Here is a 16942-nt window from a genome sequence, read left to right as displayed (position 1 = left end):
GTCGGTTCAGCGCTCGGCACCCTTGAGCGCGCCGGTAAGTGCGTTCGTCTCGGGATCGAAGATCGAGCACTGCACGACGCGGTCATCGGCGGTGTTCCAGGTGACCTCGGTGGGCGTGATCGCCCAGAAGTCGAGCTCAGAGTCCTCATACGGAATGCCGACGAAGGTACCGAACTCCGCCATGCAGACGGCGGTCGCCTCTTTGATCACCGCTTTGTCTCCGGGGAACTCGGCACCGTCCATCGTGTACGTGTAATAGATCTCGTCGGAGTGGGTCAGCGTGCACGACACGATGTCCGCATAGCCCGCCGACCAGTCCTCCTCGTCGTATCGCCAGCAGTCTCCGAGCTCGATCTCATCCCAGTAGACGGTCTCCTCCTCTTCCGCCTCCTGCTGTCTCTCGGCTTCTTCGGCTTCCGGCTCGTGCGTGCGGATCTCCCACGGAGCGATCAGGGGGTTCTGACCGTCATCCTCTGCTGCCGGCTGGTCGGTCGGCATGAAGAACGGGATCGCCACCACCGCTACCACCACGATGACGACGGCGGCTCCGATCAGCCCGAAGATCAGCCCCTTGCGAGACCGACGGGCTCCGGTCGGTGCGGGCGTCGCCGACGGCACTCCTCGGTGGTCGAGTGCGACCGCAGGCATCGTCGGAGCCATCGTGGTCTGCGGGGGCAGGACGAACGGGGGCGCGAACGCGGGAAGCGTCTCGGCGGTCTCCGCCACAGGGGCGGGCACAGGGTCGAAGACATGCTCGGTCCATCGGGCACCGTCCCACCATCGCTGTCGCCCTGAACCATCCCCATACCAGCCGGCAGGTGCCGTCATCATGCTCCCCTCCGGCATCCCGGATGCATCTCGTCAGGTCATATATAGCAGGATGCGGTCGCATACCGTCGGCATGGTGATCTGGGCGGGGTGTCGCTCGCGGCGAGCGAGGGGCGCGCGCTTAGGCTCGTAAAGCCATGATTCGGTTCGAGAACGTCACCAAGCGCTACCGCGGCACGAAGCGACCGGCCCTCGCCGGCGTCGACTTCGAGGTCCAACGGGGCGAATTCGTCTTCCTCGTCGGTGCGTCGGGTTCAGGGAAGTCCACCTGCCTCCAGCTCATCCTGCGAGAAGAGGTCCCTTCCGCAGGGCGCGTCGCCGTGCTCGGCCGCGACCTGCGTTCGCTGGCGAACCGTAAAGTGCCCTACTTCCGCCGCCATATCGGCTCGGTCTTCCAGGACTTCCGTCTGCTCTCGACCAAGACCGTGTTCCAGAACGTCGCCTTCACCCTGCAGGTGACCGGATCCTCCCGCGGCTTCATCCAGCAGGCGGTGCCGGAGGCGTTGGCCCTCGTAGGGCTGGACGGCAAGGAGAAGCGGATGCCGCACGAGCTGTCCGGCGGAGAGCAGCAGCGCGTCGCGATCGCCCGTGCACTCGTGAACCGTCCGCAGGTACTGCTCGCCGACGAGCCGACCGGAAACCTCGACCCGGCGACCTCCGTCGACATCATGCAACTGCTGGCGCGGATCAACGCCGGTGGCACGACCGTGCTGATGGCCACTCACGAGGCCGCGTTCGTGGATCAGATGCAGCGCCGAGTGATCGAACTCCGCGACGGTGAGATGGTGCGCGATGAAGTGCACGGCGGATACGGCGATCGGTCGATGATTCCGCAGCTCGTGCCGGAGCAGGAGCGGGGCGCCGCCGCGACGGCCGCGCTCACCGCGGTGCAGGAGGTGCAGCGTCAGACGGAGTCGCTCGAGCCGCTCACCGCTGAGATGATCGCGTCGATGAGAGCGGCGCGGAGCGCCGCAGGCGCTCCGGCTGCCGAGACGAATTCTGCCGCTGACACCCCCGCATCCGCGCCGGCCGCAGAGCCCGCGCCGGCCGCAGAGCCCGCGCCGACCGCTGTCGGCCCTCGCACCCACCCGATCATCCTTCCGGAGGTCGACGTCGCCGAGCTCGGAGTCGCCGACCGCCTCGGGCTCGCGGATAGCGGCGACGACGAAGAAGTGGGGCCGACATCGTGAGAGTGGGGCTGATCCTCGCCGAGGCCCTCGGGGGCCTCCGACGCAACATCTCGATGGTGATCTCGGTCGTGCTCGTGACATTCGTGTCGCTCACGTTCGTCGGCGCGGCGATCCTCATGCAGGGCCAGATCAGCACCATGCGCGACTACTGGACCGAGCGTGCCCAGGTGTCTGTCTCGATGTGCTCGACCGTCTCGACGGGCGAGAGCTGTCTCGATGGCGCCGCCACACCGGAGCAGGTCGACCAGGTGCGCGCAGAACTCGAAGGCGATCCGCTCGCCTCGCTCATCGGCGACCTCCGATTCGAGAACAAGGCAGAGGCCTACGCGAACATCACCGAACTCCTCGGCGAAGAGCAGGCGAGTGTGCTCACCGAGGAGCAGATGTCGGAGACGTTCTACGTCACGCTCAAGGACCCCGGTCAATCGCAGGTGATCGTAGAGGCTTTCGCCGGCATCAACGGTGTCGAGGAGGTGCGTGACCAGCTGCAGTATCTCGATCCGCTGTTCTCCGCTCTCACCGTCGCGACCTACATCGCCGTCGGCATCGCGGTACTCATGCTCATCGCCGCCATCCTGCTGATCGCCACGACGATCCGATTGTCGGCGTATGCGAGACGCAAGGAGATCGGGATCATGCGCCTGGTGGGCGCCTCGAACCGATTCATCCAGACGCCGTTCGTGCTGGAGGGCGTGTTCGCCGCCTTCATCGGCTCGGTGCTGGCCAGCGCCGCCGTGGTCGCCGGCGTGCACTTCGGCGTGAACGGCTATCTGAAGGGCCGGGTGCCGTTCATCACCACCTGGGTGACGATGCAGGATGCTGCGCTCGTCGTGCCCGTACTCATCGGCATCGGTGTGCTTCTTGCTGCGCTGTCGGCCGGCTTCGCGATTCGTCGCTGGCTGCGCACCTAGCATCCGTCTGCGTCGTTGTAGACTGATGGGCTGTCGTGCGTTCGGCGCGGCACGGATCAGGAGAGCATCATGCCCAGGGAACGCGGGGAGAAGGTCGTCGCGACCAATCGTCGCGCACGTCACGACTATAACATCGAGAAGTCGTACGAGGCGGGGATGGTGCTCACCGGCACCGAAGTGAAGTCATTGCGGCAGGGCCGCGCGAACCTCAGCGATGGGTACGCGTTCGTCAAGGGGAATGAGATCTTCCTCGACTCGGTGCACATCCCCGAGTACTCGCAGGGGCACTGGACGAATCACTCGGCCAAGCGGATTCGCAAGCTGCTGCTGCACCGCGAGGAGATCGAGAAGCTGCAGCATGCGGTGTCCGCAGGCGGGTACACGCTGATCCCGCTCAAGCTGTACTTCTCGGACGGGCGAGCCAAGGTCGAGATCGCTCTCGCGAAGGGCAAGCGCGAGTTCGACAAGCGCCAGACGCTGCGTGAACGCCAGGACACCCGAGAGGCCCAGCGCGCGATGCGCCTGCGCAATCGCGTGGGGGACTAAACCTCTACAGCTCGGGCTGGAAGTCGAACACTTTCCCGAGGAAGCGCAGCTCGCGCTCGAGCGCGTCGATGATCGTCTCCGCGCGGCGGAACCCATGCCCCTCACCCGGGTAGACGACGTACTCGTGCGGGATGCCTCGTGCCGCCAGCGCGTCGCGGATCGACTCCGACTGCGATGGCGGGACGACGCGATCATCGGCGCCCTGCAGCAGCAGCACAGGCACATCGATCTGCTCGACGTGGGTGAGCGGGGAGCGGTCGATGTAGACCTGTTCGGCAGCGGGCAGCGGGCCCACCAGGCCGTCGAGGTAGTACTTCTCGAAGTCGTGCGTGTCTTCGGCCAGGGCGCGCAGGTCGGTCACACCATAACGACTGATCCCTGCGGCGAACACGCCACCGCGCACGAGTGCCGCGAGCACCGTCCATCCTCCCGCTGAGCCGCCGCGGATCGCGATGCGACTCGGATCCGCACGTCCGGATTCGGCGAGCCCGCGCGCGGCGGCCAGCACATCGTCGACGTCGGTGATTCCCCATTCGCGGTCGAGCCGCTCGCGGTAGGCGCGGCCGTAGCCGGTCGAGCCGCCGTAGTTCACATCCAGCACGCCGATGCCGCGGCTCGTGTAGAACGCGATGGCTGCGGAGGCCGCCCCTGCGACGTGCGCGGTCGGACCTCCGTGCACGAAGACGATGTACGGCGGAAGCTCTGCGTCTGGCGCTGCGGCATCGGGATTCGCCGGCGCGTAGTCGAAGGCGTGCACCGGCCCGTTCGCGCCCTCGAATGCGATGCGGGAGGCGGGCGGCATCCACGCTTCATCGGAACGTATGCCGCCTCTGATGCGTTCGACGGCTCCCGAATCCACGTCAACGGTCCACAGACCTGCGCTCACGTTCGCTCCGCCGCCGGAGAGCAGCACACGCGTGCCGGACGCGTCGTCGATGCTGACGTGAGCAGTGGCCGGCACATCCAGGCGCTTCTCTGACCCGTCGCTCCCGATCAGCACGACCTCGTCCGAGCCGTTCGTGCGCACGGCGACGATGCGGCCGTCGGCGAGCGGCTGGTACCAGCGGTTGCCCAGTACCCACAGGCCGTAGCCTGTGTCGGCGTCGGCCGGTGCGATGGCCTCCGGCATGGAAGCCTCAAGCCCGTCCATCCGCCGTCGATACAGGTTCCAGCGGCCGGTGGGATCGTCGGCGTAGACGAGCTCTGAATCGCTGATCCACTCGGGCTGCAAGGCAGCATGAGCGCGGGTGTCGGCGAAGACGTCGCCGCCGACGTTGGTGATGCTGAGCATGGCCTGCTGCCATGGCATCTGGCGTCCGCTCCACTCGACCCACGCGATGCGGGTGCCGTCGGGGGAGAGCGCGGGGTGGGCGAAGAACGCGCTGCCCTGGACGAACACGCGCATGGCGTCCGCGTCGGCAAGACCGGAGCCATCTGTGGGGATCTCGACGATGGCGCGCCGGTGCGGTTCCACAGACAGATCCTCGCGCACGGCGAGAAGGCGCCCGTGCTGCAGACGGAGTCCGCCATGGTTCGGACCCTCGGGTGTCAACGGCTCCGGCTCCGCGCCCGGCCGCATCCGGTACACGCGCTGGTCGCCGGCGTCGACGAAGAACAGCGTGCCGTGAGCATCCGCCGTCCACGCGCCGCCGCCGTACTCGTGCACTCGCGATCGCGCACTCCAGGGCTCGGGCAGCAGCACGTCGCCAGTCGAACTGCGCACCGTGACACGACCGCCCTCGGCGGGCACCGACTCCCCCCACCAGATCTCGTCGCCGACGAAACGGGCACCGTCGATGCGCGGGGCGGATGATGCGATATCGGCGGCGTGGAAGGGGGACGGCCAGGTTCCGTACGGCTGCATGCTTCGAGCCTAAGCGGCGTCTGCCGTGTGCAGCCGCGTGGACGTCGTCGCCGTCTGATGTCCGAATGACGAAGAACCGCCCCTCCGAATCCGGAGGGGCGGTTCTTCGTGGATGCCGTCAGACCGCGCGCAGCACCGCGACGATCTTCCCCAGCACAACGGCGTCGTCGCCGAGGATGGGCTCGAATGAGGAGTTGCGGGGGAGGAGCCAAGTGTGTCCGTCGCGCTGGCGGAACGTCTTCACAGTGGCTTCGCCGTCGAGCATCGCCGCGACGATCTCGCCGTTCTCCGCCGTGTTCTGCGTGCGCACGACGACCCAGTCGCCATCGCAGATGGCGGCGTCGATCATCGACTCACCGGAGACCTTGAGCATGAACAGATCGCCCTTGCCGACGAGCTGGCGGGGGAGCGGGAAGATCTCCTCCACCTGCTGCTCTGCCGTGATCGGGATACCGGCGGCGATCTGACCGACCAGCGGCACCATCGCCGCATCGCCGACCGGAGTGGCTGAGTCGGCGGGGTTCTCGCCGCTGGTGCCGGGCAGGTCGATGAGTACTTCCATGGCACGGGTCTTGCCCGGGTCGCGGCGCAGATAGCCGCTCAGCTCCAGCTGCCCGAGCTGGTGGGTCACGCTCGAAAGCGACTTCAGACCGACGGCGTCGCCGATCTCGCGCATGCTCGGCGGATAGCCGTGCCGTGCGATCGAGGTCTGGATGACCTCGAGGATCGCCAGCTGCTTCGCGCTGAGGTTCTTGCGCCGACGGGTGCGCGGGGCCTCAGGGCTGGGGACGGAGATGTCGCTCATGGGTGCTCCTTCGTGCGCGCTCACGGTGCTGATCGTCGTGTCCACGGCGCTCATCTTCGAATGTCGGTGGCCCGTGGTGTGGTGTTCGTATCGAAACCGTATCCGAGAAACACACCGAAACGGAAGATCTGTTCGAGCGTGTCGGTAAATTCAGCGGGTGGGTTTCGAATAGGTCTTGACAGATGTTCGAATTCGAAGATACATTCGGTACGTAGCTTCGCATTCCCCGCTCCCGGCCGAGCGGCGAATGCGAACGCTACGCCAAAAGGCGAAAGTCCAGAGGCAGCCAAGAGGCAGAGGAGAGTCACATGAGCACCATCAGCATCAGCGCCCCCGCAGTCCCTTCCGTACGTGCAACGTCCAGTGCTTCGACGCGACTGCGACTGACGGCACGCGGACGTCGGCTGCTGGTCGCCCTCGCGGCGCTCCCCCTGGCTGCAGGGATCGGGTTCGCTGCTCTCAGCGGCGGCTCTGCTCTCGCTTCCGGCGAGGCAGTGGAGACCACTGACTTCGACACGGTCACGGTGATGCCCGGCGACACGCTCTGGGCGATCGCCGAAGACGTCGCCCCCGGAGAAGACCCCCGCACGGTGATCAGCGAGATCGAGAAGCTCAACGCGCTCGGCGGCGGTTCGCTGCAGGTCGGCCAGCAACTCGCGATCCCCGCGGAGTACGCCGACTGAACTCCGCGTTAACATGGGGAGGGTGACTGTCTCACTCAGCGACCTCCCCCTTCGCGACGATCTTCGCGGCCTCACCCCCTACGGCGCACCTCAGGCCCCGCTGGCCGTCGCGCTGAACGTCAACGAGAACACCCATCCGGTTCCGGATGAAGTGGCGAGCGACATCCTCGACGACATCGCCGTCGCGCTGCGTGATGTGAACCGCTACCCCGATCGGGAGTTCACGGCGCTGCGTGAGGGATTCGCCGAGTACCTCGGCCACGACCTCGACGCGTCGCAGATCTGGGCGGGCAACGGTTCGAACGAGGTGCTGCAGCACATTCTGCAGGCCTTCGCCGGACCGGGTCGAACGGTCTTCGGCTTCGCACCCACCTACTCGATGTATCCCCTGCTGGCGCAGGGCATTGGCGCACGTTGGACAGCCGGCAGCCGTCAGCCCGACTACACGATCACCGCCGAGGACGCGGTGGCTCAGGTGATCGAAGCTGACCCCGACGTGATCATGCTGTGCACTCCGAACAACCCCACGGGCACTCCGCTCGGGCTTGATGTGGTGGAGGCCGTCTACGAGGCCTCCCGCGGGATCGTGGTGGTGGACGAGGCATACCAGGAGTTCGCGCCCCGTGAATCGGCATCCGCTCTCACTCTGCTCGAGGGACGCCCTCGCCTGGCCGTCTCGCGAACCATGAGCAAGGCGTTCGCATTCGCCGGTGCGCGGGTCGGGTATCTCGCCGCCGATCCGGCGTTCATCGATGCGCTGCGGCTCGTGCGGCTGCCGTATCACCTGAGCGCCCTCACTCAGGCGGCCGCCGTGGCTGCATTGCGCAATGCGCCGACGATGCTCGGCATGGTCGACGACATCATCGAGCAGCGTGATCGGATCACCGCGACCCTCGAGGCGCTCGACTACGAGCCGCACGAGTCGTGGTCGAACTTCGTGCTGTTCGGAGGAGTGGCCGATCCGCAGGCGACGTTCCATGCCCTTTACGAGCGGGGAGTGCTGGTGCGTGACGTCGGCATCCCGAATCACTTGCGCGTCACCGCGGGGACCGAGGCGGAGACCACGGCATTCCTGGACGCGCTGGCCTCGATAGGATCGGCGTCATGAGCGTTTCCCGCACCGCCACTCGTACCCGCAGCACGTCTGAGTCGACCGTCGAGCTCGAACTCAACCTCGACGGCACAGGGCAGAGCCACATCGATACGTCGGTGCCGTTCTTCGACCACATGCTCACGGCCTTCGCGAAGCACTCGCTCACCGATCTGACGGTGCGGGCCTCCGGTGACACGAACATCGACGCCCACCACACGGTGGAGGACATCTCGATCGTGCTCGGGCAGGCGATCCGTGAAGCGCTGGGCGACAAGTCCGGCATCTCCCGTTACGGTGACGCGCTCGTGCCGCTCGACGAGGCGCTCGCACAGGCGGTCGTCGACATCAGCGGGCGTCCTTATCTCGTGCACTCGGGCGAACCGGCGGGTTTCGAGCACCACCTCATCGGCGGCCACTTCACCGGCTCACTCGTGCGTCACGTGTTCGAGGCGATCACGTTCGGCGCGGGGCTGACCGTGCACGTGCGCGTGCTGGGTGGACGCGACCCGCACCACATCGCAGAGGCGGAGTTCAAGGCGTTCGCCCGTGCGTTCCGCCAGGCGAAGGCGCTCGACCCTCAGGTGGTCGGCATCCCCTCCACCAAGGGCGCGCTGTGACGCGCACGCCCACTGTCGCGGTCTACGACTACGGTTCCGGCAACGTCCACTCCGCGGTCAAAGCCCTCATCGCGGCGGGCGCGGACGCGACGCTCACGGGTGACCGTGCGGCGGCGCTGGAGGCGGATGGACTGTTCGTCCCCGGCGTCGGCGCTTTCGCCGCGGTGCGCGAAGCGCTCCGGACCAAGGGCGGTGACGAGATCATCGAACGCAGGCTCGCCGGTGGTCGGCCCGTACTCGGAGTGTGCGTCGGGATGCAGGTGCTGTTCTCCCACGGTGTGGAGCGCGGACAGGACGTCGAAGGACTCGGCGAGTGGCCGGGAAGCGTGACGGAGCTCGATGCGCCCGTGCTGCCGCACATGGGCTGGAACACCGTCACTCCCGATGAGGGCAGCGTGCTGTTCCGCGGTATCGAGGACGAACGCTTCTACTTCGTGCACTCGTATGCCGCGCAGAGCTGGGAGCTCGACGTGATCCCACCGTTCCCGCAGCCCGCGCTCACGTGGACGACCTACGGCAGGCCGTTCCTCGCCGCGGTCGAGAACGGGCCGCTCTCGGCGACGCAGTTCCACCCCGAGAAGTCGGGCGACGCCGGGATCCAGTTGCTGCGCAACTGGGTGCAGAGCCTCTGACGAGGAGCCGCTCCGACCGGCAGCCGCGCCGCCGACGCACAGGTCACCGGATACCGTACGTCTCCCGCAGTACGGGCAGCCACTGCATGTTCAGCGCGGTCTTCGTCCGCGCGCGCAGGGACGGAAGCGTCTTCGTGAGCGGCGCGCCGACGGCGAGACGCGCGTCGAAGGGGACGGACAGTCGGCCGGCGACCGTCGTGGATCTCCCGAACGCCGAGCAGAGCACTGGGAGCGTGCGTTCGAGACCCGGGGTGCCGAAGCGCTGAGCCACGTCCGACAGGCTGCTCTCGAGCGCCGCGACCCCCTGGGGAGTGGATGCGCCCACCAGGACCAGGCGGCCCTGTTCGATCGCCGCCGCGGCCTTTCCCGGCTGGTAGCGTCCGCCGTCGACCAGCTCGTGCCCACTCCCGCGCACCGGTGACGAGAGGGTGCCGAGGCGGAGGTCGAACGACTGCGCATCCTCCGCGACGACGGTCGGGATCCGCGAGCCCTGCTCGACCAGAAGCAGCACGCTCAGAGCGGCGAGCGTCGTCGTGCCGGTTCCTCCACTCGCACCGATGAACGTCAACGAGGTCATGGTCTCGCCTCCGTGCTGTCGGGCAGATGCGCGACCTGCACGACGAACGGGCTCTCTCCGCGTCGTGCATAGCGTCCGCGCCCCGGCGGGAATCTCTCCGCGTACAGACGGGGCATGATCTGCCCCTCGCTCCGATCGCCGGAAAGGATCAGCAGCGCCGCCCCTGTGTCGCGGATGCCCTGCAGGAAGGCGCCGTACATCGCTCTGACCGATCCGGCGACAGGACGGGCGAGCACGATGTGGAACTTGCTGTCGCGTGCCGTGGGCAGATGCGGCGCCAGCGCTGCGAGGTGCTCGATCCCGCCGGCGCTGATGATGTCGTGGTCGTCGACGAGCAGCACCACTCGGGGAACGCTTCTGAGCTCTTTCGCGGACATCTGCGGTCTGCGGGCTAGCTCCGTCGCGATCGACGATGCCAGGCCGGACGCCTGCGTCGCCGTCCTGGCGTGCGCGGCGAGGTACTCGTCGGGGATGACCTCTGCGACGTGGCCGCGGGAATCCACGACGGCGATCGCGAGCTCTTCGGGCGTGAACCTCTCGATGAGACCGGCGGCGATCATGCGCAGCGTCGCCGACTTCCCGCTGCGAGCGTCGCCGAGCACGAGCAGGTGCTGATCTGCCTGCTGGAACTCCCAGAACGCGCTGGCCATCGTGTCCTGACGCAGGCCGAACGGCACGGCATCGGGTTCGTCGACAGCCTCCGGCAGCTGTTCTGGATCCAGCTCCTGCGGGAGCAACCGGATGGGGGCGGCGGACGGGCCGGCCCATGACGCCGCCACCCGCCGTCCGAGTTCCTCGATCTCGTCGCCGAGTTCGTCGTCGCCGCTCGTCTCGAGAACGGGCAGCGCGACGTGGCCGAGGAGTCCGCTGTCGGCGAGCGCCCGACCCGGCGTCGACGTGCTGATCGTCTTGGCGAGAGAACGGTCGATCGTCGATTCGGTCGGGTCGTTCAGACGCAGTTCGATCTTCGTGCCGAACAGCGACTGGTGGGCGATGCGCAATTCGCTCCATCGGGATAGTCCGAGCACGATGTGCACGCCGTAGTTCGCCGCACGCAGCAGAACAGCGGTGAACGCGGCATCGAGGTCGTCGAACTCCTGTCTGAGAGCGCCGTATCCGTTGACGAGCACGACCACGTCTGCGGACGACAGCTGCGGCACCTCTCCGGCAGCGTGCCGTGCACGCAGCTGCGAGACCGAGTCGATGCCGGAGTCCTTGAACACGCGCTCACGAGTGGCGAGCATCGACTCGAGTTCTTCGATCAGCCGGCGCACTCGTGCGGGATCCGATCGGGTGGCGACGCCGCCGACATGCGGGAACGGCTCGAGACGGCGCAGCCCGCCGCCGGCGAGATCCATCCCGTACACCGCGACCTCGGCCGGGGTGCGGCCGAGCGCCAGCGACACGGCGATGGTCCGAAGCAAGGTGGTGCGCCCTGACTGGGGGCTTCCGACGATGGCGAGATGGCCGCCGCCGCGCGTGAGATCGAGCATCCAGGGCTGCTGATTCTGGTGCGCCGGGTCATCGATCAGTCCGATCGGCGTCTCCAGGGCGATCGTCCGCTCTCGCTCTCCCAGGATCTGCCCGAGAGCGAGGGTCTCCGGCAACGGCGGCAACCACGCCGACGAGACGATGCGATCGTCGGCGCGAAGTCGCAGAACGGCCTCGTCCACGAGCAGCTGCCCGACCTCGGGCGTGGTGAACGACGGACTCGCCGGTGTCCTGTCATCGTCGTCGCCCTGGCTGATGCCGTTGTACGTCGGCACGCGGAAGACACGTGTGAGCTCGCCGTCGCTGGGTGCCGGAGCGGACCGGACCGGCACCGGGCCGGACACATAGCCGGCGCGAAAACGCTGATACAGCGACGTGTCGACCTTGAGGATGCCGTAGCCGGGCAGCGCCGGCAGCCGATAGGCGTCCGTCGTCCCGAGCACGACCTGTGACTCGCTCTCGCTGAACGTCCGCAACCCGAGCCGGTAGGAAAGATAAGTGTCGAGTCCGCGCAGCTTGCCTGCCTCGATGCGCTGGCTGGAGAGGAGCAGATGGATGCCGATGGACCGGCCGATCCGGCCGATCTGAAGGAACAGGTCGATGAACTCCGGCTCAGCGGTGAGCAGTTCGCCGAACTCGTCGATCACCATGAACAGATGAGGCATCGGCGGCAGTTCGGGCCGAGTCTTGCGGAGCTCCCGGTAGTGCGTGATGGACGGTGAGGCGTCGGCGTCCTTGAGCAGCTGCTGCCGCCTGACCACCTCGCCTTGGAGCGAGGCGCGTGCACGCGTGGTGAGCTGAGGGTCGTCGGCGAGGTTGTCGATCAGCCCGGCGACGTGCGGCAGCTTCTGGAACGGGGAGAACGCCGCGCCGCCCTTGTAGTCCACGAGGATGAAGCTCAGGTCCTCAGGCGGATGCGCCAGGGCGAGGGCGAGCAGCACGGTGCGCAGCATCTCGGATTTTCCCGAACCGGTGGCGCCGACGCAGATGCCGTGCGGGCCCATGCCCTCCTGCGCGCTCTCCTTCAGATCGAGGAAGACGGGGCGATCGTTGTCATCGAGCGCGAACGGCACACGCAGGAACGCACTCGGCGAGCGGGGAGTCCACAGCTCATCCGGGTCGATCGCGGAAGCATCCGTGATCCCGAGAAGCTGGGTGATGTCGAAGGCCTCGGTCGTGCCGCTCTGCGGCCGAGACGCGTGAACAGTGCGGAACGCGGCCATCGAACGGGCCAGGGTCGTCACCGTCCCGCCGTGTGTCCGATCCGGCGTGAACGCGACATGCGCGGGGGCGGCCGAAGAAGCCTGAGACGTGATCACGGCCCCGTCGTCATCGACGGTGATCCGGATGTCGACGTCGTCGGGCTCGTCCAGGCGGTCCGCGAGCAGATGCACGACGGTGATGTTGAGGTCGCGAATGCGCAGGTGGGGATCCGGGCTGCTCAGACGCGACGCGGCCTGCCCGTGGTCATCGAGGAAGACGACGAGGCGTCCGTGCGGATTCTCTCCTCGGCCATGGCGCTGCACGCCTGCGGCGGAACCGGCACGCTTGCCGAGGTCGCCCGCGAGGACATCGGTGAGGGATCGGATGTCGGGCGCGATCCGGCGTGCAGGAACAGGGCCGTCGAAGAGACCGGGATCCTGCACGTGGGGCAGGAGATCGAACCCGTTCCACTGATCGGCATGATGCGGCGCGTAGGCGGCGGCGAGGGTGAGATCGTCAGGGGTGTGCGCGGTCGCCAGCTGCGCGACCAGCGAGCGGACCACCGACATGCCGCGGTCACGGTCACCGACCACGGACACGACCCACGCGTCCTGCAGATCTGCTGTCGCCGGCATCTCGGGTACGGCGTCGAGACTGCGTGCGACGATCTCCGCCTCGCGCAGCAGGATGGGGTCTGCGGGCTCGAGCGGGGAATCGCTTCGAGCGACGGAGAGCGAGAACCACGGACGCGATGCGACGCCGATCCGTGCGGAGAGGTAGTCGTCATCGGAGCGGCGGCGTTCCCATCGGCGAGCCGGATCGCGCATGATGCCGACGAGGGCCTCAGGGGCGGGATGCACGGCGATCGCAGAGGCGCGGTCGCTGGCGCCGCGCTCACGCAACTCGGACCGGTAGCGCTCGAGGTAGTCGAGGTACAGCTCGCGCTGAGTGCGGGCCTTGCGTGCCGCCCGGCCGCGCGCAGACAGGGCGAAACCGAGTCCGCCGACGATGGCGACGACGAAGATCACGGCGGCCAGAACGAGGAACAACGGCTGTCCGTTGCGCAGCACGACCATCATGATGACGGACGACAACGCCCCGATCAGCGGAAGCATGAACTGCAGCGGCATGCCGCCGCCTTGATCGGTGAGCGCCGGCGGCGGCGGGATGAGCTCGGGCTCCGGTGGAGTGGGAGGCGCCGTCACCCGTGTGGGACGGTGGAACAGCGTCCGGGTCATGCGACCAGCACCTCTGCCGAAGGGCGTCCGCCGAGGCGCACGATCTCCGCGCCCAGCGTCGCGAGGGCGAAGGCGCTCGCGCTGCTGCGGGCGCCGGGCTCACCGAGGCGAACGGTTCGATCGAAGGGCAGCAGGAACACGGGCACCGGCGACGATGCGAGCATCCGTCGCACTGCGGGCGTCGCCTTCCCGCGCACGGACGACGCCACCAGTACCGTCGGCGTTCCCGATTCGATCACGAAGGATGCCGCGTCCAGGGCCTGTTGCACCGCCGACCGTTCGGTCGTCGAAGTCAGGCACAGCACGTGAGATGACGCTGAGATCGTGGAGAGCCGTGCGGCGTCGATCGAGCCCCAGTCGGTGAGTGTGAGCTCGGGCGCGCGCGTTGTTCCCGAAGCCGAAAGAGGCGACTGGATGGAGCCGGCCTCGTCCGCGTCGAGGAGCAGGACACCGCCTCTTCTGCGCCCGTCGAGCGTCGATGCGACGCCGCGCGCTGCGGTGGAGCATCCGGTCCCGCCGCGAAGCGACGCGAATCCGATCCGACGCACCACCGGGAGGGGAGCGCGCAGGTCGCGTTCGGCGGTGATCGCCTGCTCGTGCCGCGCTGTCGGCCAGACCTGGAGCAGCCTTCCCCACCTGCTCACGAGAACGCTCCGAGGAGATCGTCGAATATGCCGAGGATACCGAGCAGGAGCGGGATCAGTGCGATCGCGGACAGCGACTCGAGGACGCCGAGGAAGCGCCGCAAACGCGCCTGCGCTGCCGCAGACGGTCGCATCACGGAGACCACCACGAGAAGGACGACGATCACGCCGCTGATGAGGACCGGCCACGGCTGAGGCAGCATGTCAGTGGTCCACAACCAATGGGCGGCCGGAAGCACGGTCGCCGCGAGCAGGGCTATGCGGGCGATCGCGAACGGGAAAAGTCTGCTGCGCACCAGCACAAGGATGACGAGGGCCGCGGCGAGGCCGGCCTGCCAGGCGTTTCCGGCGCCGAGGATCAGGGCCGTCGTCGCGATCGGGGGCGCCAGAGCGAGTACGAGAGCGGTCTGCGAGGCGAACGCCGTGGCCAATGCCGAATCGATATCCGTGCGTTTGACCGTATCGCCGTCCATGGCGGTGTCATCCAGCCTGGCCACACCCGCGGTGCTGAGGGCGAACGACGGCGCGAGTGCGAGGACGACCGCCGCCGCGATGCCAGAGAACGCGGCCACGAGTGGGACCGGGGCCGCGCTCAGCGTCGCGACAAGCACGACTGCGCTGCTCAGGAGGGCGAGTGCTGCGCCTGTCAGCACTCCCGGATGCCGGCCCCCGATACCGACCACGACGGCCACTGCCGTCCAGACCAGTGCCCACGTGATCGCGAGCGTGACCGGGATCATCGCGGCACCCTGCGCCGGCAACGAAACGGCTGTGTGGAGTCCGAGCGGCACGGCGACACCGATGCACAGTCCGAGCAGGCCGTGCTGTCCTGAGGTGTTGTCGCGCCGGGAGAGCACGGCGCCACCGACGGTGGCGAGCAGGAAGACCGATGACAGAAGGATGATCGAGGCCGCCGCCGGCAACGAAAGCAGCAGACCGGCCGTCGCTGCGACTACGGCGATCGTCGACGCGACCACGATCGCCGTGAGTCGGCTGTTCCAACGATCAGGGCGACCGATCGACGCATCGGCGACGGCCTCGGTGACCTCTGCGACGTCCGGCGGACGCGGTGCGTCGTCGGCGGGGAGGAGTCGGAGCAGCGCGCCGTGTTCGATGCCCTGGTCGGCCAGGGCCGTGCGTCCGTCGACCGGCTGCCCGAGCAGCGTGGACAGCACGAGCGGGGAGCCGGCTGCGACGGGTTCCTCGAGCAGGTCGATGATCTCCGGGAGCAGCTCGTCGACGGGGTGGTCGTCCGGCAGCACGAGGTCCGCCTTGCGGCGGCTGCCGATGACTGTGACGCGCGTGTATTCCATCATTCCTTCTGATCTTCGACGGATTCGATGACCTCGAGCGTCTCGGGATCGATGGTGACGTCGGTCTCCGGGTCGGTGTAGTAGCCGGTCTCGGGATCGATGTACCAGCCTGTACGCGGATCGATCGTGCGCCCCTGCGGGTCGGTGGCCCATCCGGTCGCCGGGTCCACGATGAATCCCGTGCGCGGATCGATGAGCTCAGAGGTCGCGGTGTCGATCAGATAACCGGTCTCCTCGTCCTCGACCAGTCCGTCGCCCGGTTGCAGCGGACTGGAGGCGATCGCCGAGCGGAACGCGGCGATCGCCTTGTCCTCGCGCTGCGTCTCGATGATGTTCAGGACGAATCCGGTCCCCAGGCAGCCGGCGCAGATCACAGCGCCCAGGATGACGGATCCAGTCAGACGCCGAAGGTTGTTGTTGACCTTCCTCCGGTCGCGCTGCGCGCCGTGCACGAACGCCGCGGTGAGGCGATCGCGGTGCGTGCGCGTCGACTCCAGCAGGGTCTGGTCGTAGTCGATCACGAGACCTCCGTCGAGCGTCGTCGTTGTTCCAAGGTGACTCGACGATCACCGAGAAGGAGCGCGGCTCCCCACGGCACGACCGTCGCGCGATGCGGGATCAGGGGTGCGTCCGCACCCTCGACGTATGTCCCATTCGACGAACCCAGGTCGGTGACGGACAACCCGTCCGGACCGATCTGGACGAGCATGTGCACCTTCGAGATCGTGCGGGTGAGATCGGGGATCGCGACGAGCGCGTGTCGGGGATCGAGCGGCACGGTCGGATCGCGGCCGATGAGTGCGGAATGCTGCACCGTATGGGTCGTGCCGTCATCCACCACCAGACGGAGGTGCGAGCGCGGCGGTTCGGGTCGGAGATCGGACCGCGGCGGGGTCACGATCGCGAATCGCTGCGGTCGCAGCGCGAACGGGTCGTCCTCGCCGCCGCGTCGGGCCACGCGTGCGGAGCGGAAGCGGAAAGAGGGAAGCCCCGAAAGCTCATCCACGCTACGCAGTCGCAGCAACGAATGCCCGATGCTGCCGCCGAGAATCCCGCGCCAGATCACGAGTGCCACGAACGCTGCCGCTCCCACCGTGAGCGCCCAGGTGAGGGGTGCCGACGGGGCGATCGCAAAGCCGACCGCACCCGCCAGAAGCACCGTCAGCACATCCATCCCCACGGAGGTGAGGACCGCTGCACGGGATGGCACGGCAGGATCAGAGGACACGTCGGCCATCGTACACAGCGCACCGGTTCACCTGATGTTCGCCTGTGACCTTGGGGGATGGGGACTATTACCCATGGAC

The 16942-nt window shown here is 67.7% G+C and carries 16 protein-coding genes; 7 read left to right on the top strand and 9 right to left on the bottom strand.

Annotated elements, in window-relative coordinates:
* Positions 1-6: 6 nt before the first annotated feature.
* A complete protein-coding gene (locus QFZ46_RS01515; RefSeq protein ID WP_307357620.1) occupies positions 7-831 on the bottom strand; it encodes a DUF2510 domain-containing protein in 825 nt (274 codons plus the stop codon).
* Between the two features lie 134 nt (positions 832-965).
* Between QFZ46_RS01515 and ftsE the strand changes: the two genes are divergently transcribed.
* From ftsE to smpB, 3 genes are all read left to right on the top strand, one after another.
* Positions 966-2018, top strand: coding sequence for a cell division ATP-binding protein FtsE (ftsE, locus tag QFZ46_RS01510; RefSeq protein WP_307357618.1), 1053 nt, complete (start codon positions 966-968; stop codon positions 2016-2018).
* On the top strand, positions 2015-2929 hold the full coding sequence (gene ftsX / locus QFZ46_RS01505; RefSeq protein WP_307357616.1) for a permease-like cell division protein FtsX: 915 nt from the start codon (positions 2015-2017) through the stop codon (positions 2927-2929). Before ftsE ends, ftsX begins: the two co-directional genes overlap by 4 nt.
* Positions 2930-2998: 69 nt before the next feature.
* The gene (smpB, locus tag QFZ46_RS01500) at positions 2999-3475 is read left to right on the top strand and encodes an SsrA-binding protein SmpB (protein ID WP_307357614.1); all 477 of its coding nucleotides are present in this window, start codon (positions 2999-3001) and stop codon (positions 3473-3475) included.
* A 4-nt stretch (positions 3476-3479) separates the two neighbouring features.
* Here the strand turns inward: smpB and QFZ46_RS01495 are convergent, their stop codons facing one another.
* Both QFZ46_RS01495 and lexA read right to left on the bottom strand, forming a co-directional pair.
* Complete coding sequence (locus QFZ46_RS01495; protein ID WP_307357611.1) at positions 3480-5339, bottom strand: S9 family peptidase; 1860 nt, start codon at positions 5337-5339, stop codon at positions 3480-3482.
* Positions 5340-5457: 118 nt separating this feature from the next.
* Positions 5458-6144, bottom strand: a complete 687-nt coding sequence (gene lexA, locus QFZ46_RS01490) for a transcriptional repressor LexA (RefSeq protein WP_307357609.1) — start codon at positions 6142-6144, stop codon at positions 5458-5460.
* A 308-nt stretch (positions 6145-6452) separates the two neighbouring features.
* On the opposite strand from lexA, the gene QFZ46_RS01485 reads away from it, so the two are divergent.
* From QFZ46_RS01485 to hisH, 4 genes are read left to right on the top strand one after another with little or no spacing between them, the layout of a single operon-like run.
* Positions 6453-6827 carry a LysM peptidoglycan-binding domain-containing protein gene (locus QFZ46_RS01485; protein WP_307357608.1) on the top strand — a complete coding sequence of 125 codons (375 nt, stop codon included), beginning with the start codon at positions 6453-6455 and terminating at the stop codon, positions 6825-6827.
* Between the two features lie 13 nt (positions 6828-6840).
* A complete protein-coding gene (locus QFZ46_RS01480) occupies positions 6841-7935 on the top strand; it encodes a histidinol-phosphate transaminase (protein WP_307357606.1) in 1095 nt (364 codons plus the stop codon).
* Positions 7932-8537, top strand: coding sequence for an imidazoleglycerol-phosphate dehydratase HisB (gene hisB, locus QFZ46_RS01475; protein ID WP_307357604.1), 606 nt, complete (start codon positions 7932-7934; stop codon positions 8535-8537). The genes QFZ46_RS01480 and hisB overlap by 4 nt, the downstream gene beginning before the upstream one ends.
* A complete protein-coding gene (gene hisH / locus QFZ46_RS01470; protein WP_307357603.1) occupies positions 8534-9169 on the top strand; it encodes an imidazole glycerol phosphate synthase subunit HisH in 636 nt (211 codons plus the stop codon). The genes hisB and hisH overlap by 4 nt, the downstream gene beginning before the upstream one ends.
* A gap of 43 nt (positions 9170-9212) precedes the next feature.
* Here hisH and QFZ46_RS01465 read toward each other — a convergent pair whose 3' ends face one another.
* Genes QFZ46_RS01465 through QFZ46_RS01440 form a run of 6 tightly spaced genes read right to left on the bottom strand, consistent with a single transcriptional unit; the run spans position 9213 to position 16863 of the window.
* Positions 9213-9746 (bottom strand): hypothetical protein, encoded by a 534-nt coding sequence (locus QFZ46_RS01465; RefSeq protein WP_307357602.1) that lies wholly within the window; start codon positions 9744-9746, stop codon positions 9213-9215.
* A complete protein-coding gene (gene eccCa / locus QFZ46_RS01460) occupies positions 9743-13678 on the bottom strand; it encodes a type VII secretion protein EccCa (protein ID WP_307357601.1) in 3936 nt (1311 codons plus the stop codon). The genes QFZ46_RS01465 and eccCa overlap by 4 nt, the downstream gene beginning before the upstream one ends.
* On the bottom strand, positions 13675-14322 hold the full coding sequence (locus QFZ46_RS01455) for a hypothetical protein (RefSeq protein ID WP_307357600.1): 648 nt from the start codon (positions 14320-14322) through the stop codon (positions 13675-13677). The genes eccCa and QFZ46_RS01455 overlap by 4 nt, the downstream gene beginning before the upstream one ends.
* Positions 14319-15638, bottom strand: coding sequence for a type VII secretion integral membrane protein EccD (gene eccD, locus QFZ46_RS01450; RefSeq protein ID WP_307357598.1), 1320 nt, complete (start codon positions 15636-15638; stop codon positions 14319-14321). Before eccD ends, QFZ46_RS01455 begins: the two co-directional genes overlap by 4 nt.
* A complete protein-coding gene (locus tag QFZ46_RS01445; protein ID WP_307357596.1) occupies positions 15635-16156 on the bottom strand; it encodes an OCRE domain-containing protein in 522 nt (173 codons plus the stop codon). The genes eccD and QFZ46_RS01445 overlap by 4 nt, the downstream gene beginning before the upstream one ends.
* Positions 16153-16863 carry an FHA domain-containing protein gene (locus tag QFZ46_RS01440; protein WP_307357594.1) on the bottom strand — a complete coding sequence of 237 codons (711 nt, stop codon included), beginning with the start codon at positions 16861-16863 and terminating at the stop codon, positions 16153-16155. Before QFZ46_RS01440 ends, QFZ46_RS01445 begins: the two co-directional genes overlap by 4 nt.
* Between the last annotated feature and the right edge of the window lie 79 nt (positions 16864-16942).

The sequence above is a fragment of the Microbacterium murale genome (assembly GCF_030815955.1).
Lineage (GTDB): Bacteria > Actinomycetota > Actinomycetes > Actinomycetales > Microbacteriaceae > Microbacterium > Microbacterium murale_A.
The sequence above is the reverse complement of the archived record's forward strand: the minus strand, read 5'-3'. Positions and strand labels throughout refer to the sequence as shown.

Coding starts and splice junctions, on each gene's coding strand:
- QFZ46_RS01515 (WP_307357620.1), bottom strand. CDS start 831: ATGATGACGGCACCTGCCGGCTGGTATGGGGATGGTTCAGGGCGACAG.
- ftsE (WP_307357618.1), top strand. CDS start 966: ATGATTCGGTTCGAGAACGTCACCAAGCGCTACCGCGGCACGAAGCGA.
- smpB (WP_307357614.1), top strand. CDS start 2,999: ATGCCCAGGGAACGCGGGGAGAAGGTCGTCGCGACCAATCGTCGCGCA.
- QFZ46_RS01495 (WP_307357611.1), bottom strand. CDS start 5,339: ATGCAGCCGTACGGAACCTGGCCGTCCCCCTTCCACGCCGCCGATATC.
- lexA (WP_307357609.1), bottom strand. CDS start 6,144: ATGAGCGACATCTCCGTCCCCAGCCCTGAGGCCCCGCGCACCCGTCGG.
- QFZ46_RS01485 (WP_307357608.1), top strand. CDS start 6,453: ATGAGCACCATCAGCATCAGCGCCCCCGCAGTCCCTTCCGTACGTGCA.
- QFZ46_RS01480 (WP_307357606.1), top strand. CDS start 6,841: ATGGGGAGGGTGACTGTCTCACTCAGCGACCTCCCCCTTCGCGACGAT.
- hisB (WP_307357604.1), top strand. CDS start 7,932: ATGAGCGTTTCCCGCACCGCCACTCGTACCCGCAGCACGTCTGAGTCG.
- QFZ46_RS01465 (WP_307357602.1), bottom strand. CDS start 9,746: ATGACCTCGTTGACGTTCATCGGTGCGAGTGGAGGAACCGGCACGACG.
- eccCa (WP_307357601.1), bottom strand. CDS start 13,678: ATGACCCGGACGCTGTTCCACCGTCCCACACGGGTGACGGCGCCTCCC.
- eccD (WP_307357598.1), bottom strand. CDS start 15,638: ATGATGGAATACACGCGCGTCACAGTCATCGGCAGCCGCCGCAAGGCG.